11 protein-coding genes and 1 pseudogene are annotated in these 10,529 nt (G+C 42.9%); 9 read left to right on the forward strand and 3 right to left on the reverse strand.

Features of this window, described 5'->3' with window-relative positions; all coding sequences use genetic code 11:
• Positions 1-291 (forward strand): annotated as a pseudogene (locus tag K6Y31_RS21455) (hypothetical protein); the annotation flags it as partial.
• On the opposite strand, the gene rsmD reads toward K6Y31_RS21455, so the two are convergent.
• Complete coding sequence (rsmD, locus tag K6Y31_RS21460) at positions 236-844, reverse strand: 16S rRNA (guanine(966)-N(2))-methyltransferase RsmD (protein ID WP_233055079.1); 609 nt, start codon at positions 842-844, stop codon at positions 236-238. The pseudogene K6Y31_RS21455 and the gene rsmD overlap by 56 nt on opposite strands.
• Positions 845-940: 96 nt before the next feature.
• On the opposite strand from rsmD, the gene ftsY reads away from it, so the two are divergent.
• The 7 genes from ftsY (at position 941) to K6Y31_RS21495 (ending at position 7,390) form a co-directional block, all read left to right on the forward strand.
• Complete coding sequence (gene ftsY / locus K6Y31_RS21465) at positions 941-2,551, forward strand: signal recognition particle-docking protein FtsY (RefSeq protein ID WP_233055080.1); 1,611 nt, start codon at positions 941-943, stop codon at positions 2,549-2,551.
• Positions 2,552-2,598: 47 nt separating this feature from the next.
• Positions 2,599-3,279: a cell division ATP-binding protein FtsE gene (gene ftsE / locus K6Y31_RS21470; protein WP_232804166.1), complete on the forward strand. Its 681-nt coding sequence runs from the start codon at positions 2,599-2,601 to the stop codon at positions 3,277-3,279.
• Positions 3,272-4,240, forward strand: a complete 969-nt coding sequence (gene ftsX, locus K6Y31_RS21475; protein ID WP_233055081.1) for a permease-like cell division protein FtsX — start codon at positions 3,272-3,274, stop codon at positions 4,238-4,240. Before ftsE ends, ftsX begins: the two co-directional genes overlap by 8 nt.
• Positions 4,241-4,446: 206 nt before the next feature.
• Positions 4,447-4,902, forward strand: a complete 456-nt coding sequence (locus tag K6Y31_RS21480; protein ID WP_233055082.1) for a GNAT family N-acetyltransferase — start codon at positions 4,447-4,449, stop codon at positions 4,900-4,902.
• Between the two features lie 89 nt (positions 4,903-4,991).
• A complete protein-coding gene (rpoH, locus tag K6Y31_RS21485; protein ID WP_233055083.1) occupies positions 4,992-5,834 on the forward strand; it encodes an RNA polymerase sigma factor RpoH in 843 nt (280 codons plus the stop codon).
• A gap of 141 nt (positions 5,835-5,975) precedes the next feature.
• On the forward strand, positions 5,976-6,806 hold the full coding sequence (locus tag K6Y31_RS21490; RefSeq protein ID WP_233055084.1) for a prephenate dehydratase: 831 nt from the start codon (positions 5,976-5,978) through the stop codon (positions 6,804-6,806).
• Between the two features lie 239 nt (positions 6,807-7,045).
• Positions 7,046-7,390 (forward strand): 5-carboxymethyl-2-hydroxymuconate Delta-isomerase, encoded by a 345-nt coding sequence (locus K6Y31_RS21495; RefSeq protein ID WP_233055085.1) that lies wholly within the window; start codon positions 7,046-7,048, stop codon positions 7,388-7,390.
• Positions 7,391-7,439: 49 nt separating this feature from the next.
• Here the strand turns inward: K6Y31_RS21495 and trmA are convergent, their stop codons facing one another.
• The gene (trmA, locus tag K6Y31_RS21500) at positions 7,440-8,537 is read right to left on the reverse strand and encodes a tRNA (uridine(54)-C5)-methyltransferase TrmA (protein ID WP_233055086.1); all 1,098 of its coding nucleotides are present in this window, start codon (positions 8,535-8,537) and stop codon (positions 7,440-7,442) included.
• A 151-nt stretch (positions 8,538-8,688) separates the two neighbouring features.
• Between trmA and murI the strand changes: the two genes are divergently transcribed.
• The gene (gene murI / locus K6Y31_RS21505; protein ID WP_233055087.1) at positions 8,689-9,465 is read left to right on the forward strand and encodes a glutamate racemase; all 777 of its coding nucleotides are present in this window, start codon (positions 8,689-8,691) and stop codon (positions 9,463-9,465) included.
• 6 nt (positions 9,466-9,471) lie between these two features.
• On the opposite strand, the gene K6Y31_RS21510 is transcribed toward murI, so the two are convergent.
• The gene (locus K6Y31_RS21510; RefSeq protein ID WP_233055088.1) at positions 9,472-9,933 is read right to left on the reverse strand and encodes an RNA recognition motif domain-containing protein; all 462 of its coding nucleotides are present in this window, start codon (positions 9,931-9,933) and stop codon (positions 9,472-9,474) included.
• Positions 9,934-10,529 lie beyond the last annotated feature (596 nt).

Raw genomic sequence — 10,529 nt, forward strand, 5'->3', positions numbered from 1 at the left:
GTGAAACGCAGCAGCGCCGATGGTAGTGTGGGGTTTCCCCATGTGAGAGTAGGACACCGCCAAGCGCCAATTAGGCTCATTATGAGCAGTAGAAAGCCCGATTCGAAAGAGTCGGGCTTTTTTACGTTTCTAGAAAACCAAAAAACTGCCGCACTCCTCCCGACAATCCCAGAAAACCCCGTATCAAGGCACAACAAACCACTCGAAAGTGGTTTGTTGGCTATATTTGCTATTCTTAAGCTTGGCGTTGATAAACCTGATAAATCACCTGACCTGCCGTTTTATCTTTAATAAGTTGCCAGTTGAAAGGTAGTTTCGGTTGAGTTAATTCTTTTTCGCGCTCAATGTAGATCAACGCATTCATACTCAGCCAGTTGTTCGATTCTAGTTGTTCACAGCAGGGTTCTAGTAACCCTTTTCTGAACGGTGGATCGACAAATACAATGTCGAATTGTTGATTAGCTGGTTTACTAAGGTATGCAAGACTGTCTGTGCATACTACTTTGCCATTGCTGGCTTTCACTGCGGCTAAGTTTGTTTCTAATTGTTTTGCTGCTAGCTTATCTTTTTCAATAAGTACGGCTGTAGATGCATAGCGAGATAAAGCCTCGAAAGCCAAGCTACCGCTGCCGCTAAAGCAATCAAGACAGTTTGCTTCACGTATATCCATGGCTAACCAGTTAAAAACAGTTTCTTTTACTCGATCCGTTGTTGGTCTGAGCCCTTCAAGATCTTTAACCGGAAGCTTACGTCCGCGCCATTGCCCGGCAATAATCCGAATTTGTCCGTCTTTAGTAGGATTTATTGCTTTTTGTTTCGATCTAAGCCTTTGATTTGTGCCCATTGTAATTTTTAGTCCGGCCATTAGGTGTTAAAATACACGCAATATAATGGTCTGTATTTTAACAGGCATTCTCATATCGGGTAAGGTTTTACACAAATGGCGAAGAAGAAAGGTTTATTTTCCTGGTTAGGATTTGGCAAGAAAGAGGCAGAGCAAGCGCCTGAAGTTGTAGATTCACCCTCTACAGTACCCGACGAATCAGATGCGAAAGTACAAGCCGCTGAAGAGACTCGTTTAGCGGCAGAGGCTCAAGCCGCTGAAGATGCTCGTATAGCTGCGGAAGCACAAGCAGCAGAAGGCGCCCGTTTAGCGGCGGAAGCACAAGCGGCTGAAGAAGCGCGTTTAGCGGCAGAGGCTCAAGCCGCCGAAGACGCCCGTTTAGCGGCGGAAGCGCAAGCCGCCGAAGAAGCACGTTTAGCGGCGGAAGCGCAAGCCGCCGAAGACGCCCGTTTAGCGGCAGAGGCTCAAGCCGCCGAAGACGCCCGTTTAGCGGCAGAGGCTCAAGCCGCCGAAGAAGCCCGTTTAGCGGCAGAGGCACAAGCGGCCGAAGAAGCACGTTTAGCGGCAGAGGCACAAGCGGCCGAAGAAGCCCGTTTAGCGGCGGAAGCACAAGCGGCCGAAGAAGCACGTTTAGTGGCAGAGGCTCAAGCCGCTGAAGACGCCCGCTTAGCGGCGGAAGCGCAAGCTGCCGAAGAAGCACGTTTAGCGGCAGAGGCACAAGCGGCTGAAGAAGCGCGTGTAGCCGCAGAGGTAAGTAAAGAGAATAAAAAGGAGAAAAAGCCTAGTTTTTTCTCTCGTTTGAAAAATAGCTTAAGTCGCACTAAACAAAATATCGGTAGCGGTTTTTTTGGTTTATTCAGTGGTAAAAAAATAGATGATGATCTTTTTGACGAATTAGAAGAGCAGTTGTTGGTCGCTGATCTTGGCGTGGAAACGACTACTGGTATTATCAAAAAATTAACTTCTCAAGCTAGCCGTAAGCAGTTAAAAGATGCTGAAGCCTTATATGATTTACTTAAACAAGATATGTCTGATATGTTGTATAAGGTAAATAAACCTCTTGAAATTGATACAGAAAAGTCACCTTATGTGATCTTGATGGTAGGGGTTAATGGCGTAGGTAAAACAACAACCATAGGTAAGCTAGCTAAGCAATATCAGCGTGAAGGTAAGTCAGTTATGCTGGCTGCTGGCGATACATTCCGTGCTGCTGCAGTTGAGCAACTACAAGTTTGGGGTGAGCGTAATAATATTCCTGTTATTGCGCAACATACGGGAGCCGATAGCGCTTCGGTATTATTTGACGCTTTAGAGGCTGCAAAAGCACGCAATATTGATGTTTTGATTGCGGATACTGCGGGACGCTTGCAAAACAAAAATCACTTGATGGAAGAGCTGAAAAAAGTCGTTCGAGTGATGAAGAAAAAAGATGAAACTGCTCCGCATGAAATTATGTTGACGATTGACGCGGGCACAGGTCAAAACGCCATTAGCCAAGCTCAGCTATTTAATGATGCTGTCGGGGTGACAGGTATCACCTTAACTAAATTAGATGGTACTGCAAAAGGCGGGATTATTTTTGCCGTGGCAGATAAGTTCGGTATCCCCATTCGTTATATCGGGGTCGGCGAGGGGATTGACGATCTTCGTCCATTTGACGCAGAAGAGTTTATAGAAGCTTTATTTAGCCGTGAACAACAGGATTAATGTCGTAGTTTGAATCATCGCTTGAGAGCTAAGGATAGAAGACCAACATGATAAAATTTGAGCAAGTTAGTAAAGTATATTCCGGCAGTCACCAAGCCCTGCAGAAGGTTGATTTTCACCTAAAACAAGGTGAAATGGCTTTTTTAACGGGTCACTCTGGTGCTGGGAAAAGTACCTTGCTCAAACTTATTAGTCTTTTGGAGCGTCCTTCGGACGGCAAAATTTTTCTTAATGGCAATGATATTAGCCGTGTATCCCGTCGCCATGTGCCTTACTTGCGTCGACATATAGGTATTATTTTTCAAGATCACCGCTTATTGATGGATAAAACGGTATTTGAAAATGTCGCGCTTCCGTTAGTCATTGAAGGGTATGGCCGTAATGAGATAGAGCGTCGGGTCATGGCGGCTTTAGACAAGGTTGGCTTATCAGACAAGGCCTTTTGTATTCCGGTTCACCTTTCTGGTGGTGAGCAACAACGCGTTGGTATCGCACGGGCGGTCGTGAACAAACCGCCATTGTTGCTCGCCGACGAGCCAACAGGTAACCTCGACCCCAAACTGTCAACTGAGATATTAAAACTATTTGAAGCCTTTAATAGTGTTGGGGTTTCTGTTTTGATTGCGACTCATGATTTAGGCCTTATCGCTAAAATGCGCTATCGAACCTTAACCCTCAAAAACGGTAAAATGAGTAGTGATGGTTTATTGGGGGAAGGTCATGCGTAATATTTTAAACCCCTCTCCTCGTATTACTAAGGTTCCGTTACATAAACGCTTTTTGATGTATTGGGTGAACCATTTTCAACAAGCAGTAGGCAGCTTGGGTGAGTTATGGCGTACGCCAATGGCATCATTGATGACCATGGCCGTTTTGGGAATCAGCTTGGCATTGCCTGCAAGCTTTCATCTACTACTTAAAAATGCAGAGCGAGTCACTGCAAGCTGGGATAATGCCGCTGAAGTGAGTTTGTTTTTGCAGCCTGGCCTATCTGATAAAACCACGCAGAACTTTATTCAACGAATTAGTTTATATAATGAAGTTGATGCGGTGACTTATATTTCGAAAGAGCAGGCGGTGGCTGAATTTAGAGAGATGTCTGGCTTTGGTAATGCGCTCGATTATCTTGATACCAACCCTTTACCAGCTGTGGTTCAGGTGACTCCTAAACCACAATATGCCTCACCGGCTGGGGCAAAATTGTTGCTCGCTAAGCTACAACAGGAAAAAGAAGTTGAGCAAGGAAAGTTAGATATAGAGTGGCTAGAGCGTCTACACAGTATTATTAACCTTGCGGTGGATTCAGTTGTTGCAATAGCCTTCTTATTGCTTGCCTCCGTTCTGCTTATTGTTGGTAACACCATCCGCCTTAATATACTTAATCGTCGCACTGAGATCGAAGTAATGAAATTGGTAGGGGCCACCGACTCTTTTATCCATCGCCCCTTTTTATATACGGGTCTTTGGTATGGTTTGATTGGTGGAATGATCGCTTGGGTGTTAACGAGTTCGCTGGTTTTGTGGATGGAATCTGCGGTAATTAAAGTCGCTGGCTTGTATCAAAGTGACTTTAGATTGTTAGGTTTATCCTTCAGTGAGTTCTTATTTATGATAGGCCTTGCATCCTTGCTTGGACTTATATCCTCCTTTGTTACCGTTAAGCGTCATATTCACTTGATTGAGCCCTAATTTGCTAACATCGACGTCCATATATAAGTGGGGATTTATATGTGATCATCATAACGTCATGATTGGTATTTATTCTGCGAGAAAGCATTTTTGTCGTTTTTTGAGTTTATTGTTAGTAATTTAAGTTAAAAATGTTTTGTGACTTGTGTCACCCTTTTTTATCAGTTAACCTTAAGGTGCTTTACACTTCATCATAGGGAATAATCATGTCGTTATCGCTTTCATTTGAAGATGTCTCTCTTTTTTCTCCTGTTGCACAGCTGTTACTGAATGAGCTTGACTCAGAAGCCAATACCTCTCAGTCAGTACTTGATGATTTTCTACTTGGTGACTACCAGCTGCTGATTGCGCGTAATAATGGTGATGCTATAGGTTGTATTTCTTATCGAGTTGCTAGCTTAAATGAATTGGACATCCGCTGTTTATATGTGCGCTCTGGCTATCGCGAGCAAGGTGTTGGTAAATCTTTGTTAAAGCAATTGACTGCGCAAGTGCAATTAACGACAGAAAAGGTATTAGTTATTAAAAGTCAGCATGTGATGGTCGAAAGCCTTATTAATTCATTAGGGTTGAGATCTTATTCTGCTCCTACTTCGTACCCCTCCCATTTAAAAGCAAGCTTGTCACCCACTCCACAAGTTGGAAACTTGCATATTCTTTGACGATTCCCTATATTCTGTCAACTTACTGCGCTTTATCAGGTCGTCAGGTTTTAGAAAGCGTTACCCATATTTACAAAGAAAGGTTACTAATGAGTACAGATTATTCAATGGCACTGGTTCCTCAAGGAAGCATTGAAGGTTATGTTCAGTCAGTTAATCAATTTTCTGTTCTGAGTGCTGAAGAAGAGAAACGTTATGCGGAAGAATTGTTCTATGAAGGTAATTTAGAATCCGCGCGTAAGCTCGTTATGTCTCACTTGCGTTTTGTCGTGCACATAGCAAAAAGTTACTCAGGTTATGGTTTACCTCAAGCTGATTTAATTCAAGAAGGCAATATTGGCCTGATGAAAGCTGTTAAGCGCTTTGATCCCAGTGTCGGTGTACGCTTGGTTTCTTTTGCTGTGCATTGGATTAAAGCTGAAATACACGAATACGTATTACGCAATTGGCGTGTAGTAAAAGTGGCGACAACCAAAGCTCAGCGGAAACTTTTCTTCAATTTGCGTAAGTCGAAGAAGCGTATTGGCTGGTTTAACCAGGAAGAAGTACGCAATGTTGCTGAATCCTTAGGTGTGTCGGAAAAAGAAGTGATGGAGATGGAGTCGCGTCTTAGCGCTCAGGATCAAGCTTTTGATTTAGGTAATGATGACGATGATGATAATTTCGCGCCAATGCATTACCTTGAGGATAAGTCTTCTAATTTAGCGGCGCAATTTGAGCATGATGATTATGAAAGTCATGCCTCTGCTAAGTTAACAGCGGCGATGTCACAACTAGATGACCGAAGTCAGCATATTTTACAATCGCGCTGGTTAACGGAAGATAAAGCCACATTACAAGAACTGGCAAATTTATACCAAGTATCAGCTGAGCGTATTCGTCAGTTAGAAAATAACGCGCTGAAAAAACTAAAAGATGTAATGGATATATAAGTGTAAACTTATGTGCAATAAAAAAGCCTGATTTACTCAGGCTTTTTTATTGCCGTAAATCACCCTAAGACATTAGAGTAGGTGACGCTCCAGTCAAGATAATGTAAATTCCCTGCTCAGTATTTTAAAGCGAGACTTTGCATGAGTGTAGTTGCGACCCTAGGCCCTAAAGATACCTTTTCCGATATGGCGACCCAGCGTTACTTGTCTGCGCAGGGGCTAAGTAGCAAAGTCTCCTATTTCCCCACTCTAAAAACCGCATTCAATGCCATCGGCAACGAAGCCGATTGGGGGGTTTTACCTATTGAGAACTTGTCAGAAGGTTATGTTCAGGTGGTGCTGGATGGGCTAATGGCGACAGATCTGTTCATTCGAGATGAAATTCTATTACCTATTAAGTTTGCATTGGTTACTAACTGCCAAAGCCTTGCTGAAGTGCGCTCTTTATTTGTTCAATTTGTGGCTCACGGTCAGTGCTCTGAGTTTATCGAAAGCTTACAAGGAATTACGATCCATAATACTCAAAGTAACATGGAGTCGTTAAACTCTCTTGAAGGATCAAAAGAGCCCGCTGCAGCGGTCGTCCCACAGCACGTGTTAAATGATTGGCGTAGTGATTGTTTTAAAATCGACAATGTGACCGACTTTGCTCATAACCAAACTCGCTTTTTAGTATTGGGTAAGTACCCGCAAAAAATAAATCCCGCCCTCGCTTATAAAACAACCTTAGTGGTTAGAGATGATCATGATAAACCGGGCGTGCTAGGAAGCATTGTTACTGCCTTGTCCGATCGTAGGATCAATATGACATCGATTATGTCGCGGCCAACCAAATCCCAACTAGGTAAATACCACTTCTTTATCGACATTGAAGGCCATTGTGAGCAAGCTAATATTGCTGCCGCGATTGAACAAATTAATGCTTCTTATCAGGTTAAAGTATTGGGCTCATATCAAGCCGCTGTTGTTTAGTCATATTGTTATCATTTTTGATTTGTTGTAATGACTTAGCTAGTGAAAACCTTTGCACTTTTCGTTGTTGGTTGACAAATAATAGGGCTTAATTTCTTATTTTAGTTATTAGTTTTTTTGCAACTCAAACAAAGCAAATCTTGGTAATTGAATCACCTTTTTTCATCTTGTTAGTTAGCTATTCTGAGATACACTCAAAATAGTACATAAGCTAACTTGCTGAAATTTAGGAGGCTAACATGCCACATTTGGTGATGGAGTATGCACAAGATTTAGAATCATCTCATGATATTGCTACGATATTAAATGCTGTACATGATGCCGCTAAGGGCTGTGGTTATTTTACTGCAAGCGCCATCAAAAGCCGAGCGCAGCCCTTTCCGTATTACCGCATCGGTGATTTGGAAGGAGAAGCACAGTTCATTCATCTAACCGTTTCGTTATTGAAGGGACGAACCTCAAAAGAAAAGTATCAACTTAGCCAGTTACTTTGTCGCACCTTAACGGAGTCGGTTGATTTTATCGGGAGTGTCTCGGTAGACGTTCAAGATGTGGATGAAGAAGTATACAGTAAACGCTTATAAATAGGCTTTCATATGCCAGCCGCCGTGATGGCGACTGGTTTCGCTATGACTAGATACGTTGTAAATACACACCCGACTCCATATGGTGGGTATAGGGGAACTGGTCAAATAGCGCAAAACGCGTAATTTTATGCGTTTGACCAAGCACCTTAAGGTTATCTGCCAAGGTGTCAGGGTTACAGCTAATATAAAGGATGTTGTCATACCCTTGCACCATTTTTACGGTTTCGTCATCGAGGCCTGAGCGCGGTGGATCAACAAAGATGGTATTACATTGGTAACTGGCTAAATCAATCCCTTTTAAACGAGAGAATTCGCGCTGCCCCTGCATTGCCTGAGTGAACTCTTCTGCTGACATACGAATAATTGTGACGTTATCAATATTGTTGGCAGCAATGTTGAATTGCGCCGACTCTACCGATGGTTTAGCTATCTCAGTCGCGAGTACACGATTGAAGTTTTCCGCTAAAGCGAGCGAGAAGTTACCATTGCCGCAGTAAAGTTCGAGTAGATCGCCTTCATTGCCACGAGTACATTCCACCGCCCATTCCAACATTTTTTCAGCCACCTTGGCATTAGGCTGGGTAAAGCTGTTTTCTACTTGCTTATAGGTGAGCGTCCGTTGATGCACCGTTAGCTTTTCAATCACATACTCTTTATCTAGGCACTCTTTCTGCTTTCGTGCGCGACCGATTAGATTGAGCGGGTAGTTTTCGTTCAGACGTTGTTTGAGTTGTTCTGCTTGCGTTTGCCATTCGTCATCAAGTTGCTTGTGATATAGCAGGCTGACGAGTACTTCACCGCTTAAGGTCGAAAGAAAATCAATTTGAAATAGCTTGTAACGCAGCACGGTGCTGCTTTTTATCTGCTCTATTAACTCTGGCATCAACCGATTAATCAGCTCACTTCCTGGACCAAATTGATCAACACGGATCTTAGCTTTGGTCGCTTGATCAAACATGATGTAATAAAGGTCATCGCCTTCGTGCCATACCCGAAATTCACAGCGACTACGATAGTGCTGCACCGGAGAGTCAAACACTTCTAATGATGGCGGATTAAATGGAGTAAACTGCGCGGTGAGTTGGACTGCTTTTGATTCCAGCTGCTGTTGGTAAATTTCAGGTTGGATAAACGGACAAGACATGGCGACCTCAATAGTGCAGCGTAGAAAAAGGCAAATTCTAACGGGCGTGTCATGTTTGTCCAGTAAAGCCGTGACTAATTTAGTTCGGCGCTTGCAGGTTAATAGTAAAAAAAGTGACAATTAGGATAATTTTAGTAGCTGGTTATTCTCTTTGAGTATTTTAATTTTTGATTCAGGTGTAGGTGGCTTATCGATATTTGCTGAGTTACAAAAGCAATTGCCGACTGTTTCTATGACCTACTTATTTGATAATCAGTATTTTCCGTATGGCGAGTTAGATGATCAAGTGTTGATAGAGCGCGTTTGTTCTCTTTTGGCTAAAGCAGTCAATGAGTTTGGCTCTGAATTGGTGGTCATTGCTTGTAATACTGCTAGCACCTTAGTGCTTGAACCGCTGCGGCAAATTTTGTCTATTCCGGTGGTTGGCGTTGTGCCTGCTATCAAACCTGCGGCGATGACGACAAAGAACAACTGCATAGGTCTATTGGCTACGCCCGGTACCGTTGCTCGCTCTTATACCGACACTTTAGTTCGCAACTTTGCTGCTGATAAAACCGTATTACGGATCGGTTCAAGTGAGTTGGTCAAACTAGCAGAGCAAAAGTTACGCATGAAGCCTATTGACTTAGACTCACTCGCGGCAATTTTAGCGCCTTGGCTACTAGCGGACGTTAAACCCGATCGGATCGTGTTGGGTTGTACGCATTTTCCATTACTCGCAGAAGAGCTAAAGCGAGTGCTGGGTGACGATGTTGAGTTGATTGATTCTGGCGTGGCGATAGCTAAACGAGTAGCTTCATTAATCAAAGGTGGAGCGGACAATGCAGAATTGGATATTTACTGTAGTTTATTAAATCAAGAAACTAACGAACTAAATCCCGCTTTAGCGCAACTGGGTTTTAGTCCGTTACAATCATTTATTGTTTAAATAGATTTATTCGCCAGACTCATTTTCATTGTCACGGCTAGTTCGTTCATTGGCTTCGCGCACCTTGAGAGTACGCTGCTGGAACTCTTTTTCATTTAGCGCTTCAATTGCGGCATCCGCGTCGCTATCTGGCATTTCAACAAAGCCAAAACCACGGCGTTTTCCTGTTTGCTTATCCTTCATTAGGCGTACGGATACAACGCGACCGTGTTCAGAAAATAATTGACGCACGGAAGCTTCATTAGCGCGGTAAGGCAAGTTACCTACATATAATGTTTTAGTAGTGAAACTTTCTTCGGTTGAAGAAGTCTTGCTTGGTAGAAAGGTAACCGCTAGGCCACCTACGGCAATACCAATAGCGAATGTTAATGCAGAGTCGAGTTGTAAAAAGTAGGCTATAACAAAACCTACGCCTGCTAATGCAAGAGAAAACAACACAGACAAACCCAGTGTGTTGGACGATTTCATGTTTAATTGAACCCCTGATAATAAAATATAATTGTAATAAGATGTTTCAAATTGTGCTTGAGACAATGACAGCTCAAATAAAGAAAGCGAGAGCCATTAAGTGTCAGGTGTAATCTAGCAATTAAATGAAGCATAAGCTTGAAGCTGTTTCCAATTTTTTAACAATAGTCTGAATATTGTGTTGAAAATAGAGGTCTGGAGCACAAAAAATAACCGTTGAGTTTGTTATTTGAGCAAACAAACTTGAAATTAAATAATTCGTGAAAAAAGCCTTGCGCTGAAATCGAATCTCCCTATAATGCGCAACCACTGAGACGGCACAGCGCAAGGCGCAACGTAACATCAGGTGGTTCGAAGCTTCGGTTTCAACCAGAAAGAAAAATCGAAGATTTAATGCAAATTAACGATTGACTTTCAAATCGGCTAGCGTAGAATGCGCAGCCCTGACGGGGTGAAGCGAAAGCAACCCAGTCAATGTTCTTTAACAATTTAATCATGCAATCTGTGTGAATACTCATGTTGAAAGCCACGGCTAACAACGCAATGGTAACGAATCGCCAAAACGATTTATTTATCAATGTAATTTCTGAGTGTTC

It is taken from the genome of Motilimonas cestriensis, assembly GCF_021295315.1.
Lineage (GTDB): Bacteria > Pseudomonadota > Gammaproteobacteria > Enterobacterales > CBDFNC01 > Motilimonas > Motilimonas cestriensis.

What these genes read in the sequence shown, in the direction of transcription:
- rsmD (WP_233055079.1), bottom strand. Translation starts at nt 844, where the DNA reads ATGGGCACAAATCAAAGGCTTAGATCGAAACAAAAAGCAATAAATCCT.
- ftsY (WP_233055080.1), top strand. Translation starts at nt 941, where the DNA reads ATGGCGAAGAAGAAAGGTTTATTTTCCTGGTTAGGATTTGGCAAGAAA.
- ftsE (WP_232804166.1), top strand. Translation starts at nt 2,599, where the DNA reads ATGATAAAATTTGAGCAAGTTAGTAAAGTATATTCCGGCAGTCACCAA.
- ftsX (WP_233055081.1), top strand. Translation starts at nt 3,272, where the DNA reads ATGCGTAATATTTTAAACCCCTCTCCTCGTATTACTAAGGTTCCGTTA.
- K6Y31_RS21480 (WP_233055082.1), top strand. Translation starts at nt 4,447, where the DNA reads ATGTCGTTATCGCTTTCATTTGAAGATGTCTCTCTTTTTTCTCCTGTT.
- rpoH (WP_233055083.1), top strand. Translation starts at nt 4,992, where the DNA reads ATGAGTACAGATTATTCAATGGCACTGGTTCCTCAAGGAAGCATTGAA.
- K6Y31_RS21490 (WP_233055084.1), top strand. Translation starts at nt 5,976, where the DNA reads ATGAGTGTAGTTGCGACCCTAGGCCCTAAAGATACCTTTTCCGATATG.
- K6Y31_RS21495 (WP_233055085.1), top strand. Translation starts at nt 7,046, where the DNA reads ATGCCACATTTGGTGATGGAGTATGCACAAGATTTAGAATCATCTCAT.
- trmA (WP_233055086.1), bottom strand. Translation starts at nt 8,537, where the DNA reads ATGTCTTGTCCGTTTATCCAACCTGAAATTTACCAACAGCAGCTGGAA.
- K6Y31_RS21510 (WP_233055088.1), bottom strand. Translation starts at nt 9,933, where the DNA reads ATGAAATCGTCCAACACACTGGGTTTGTCTGTGTTGTTTTCTCTTGCA.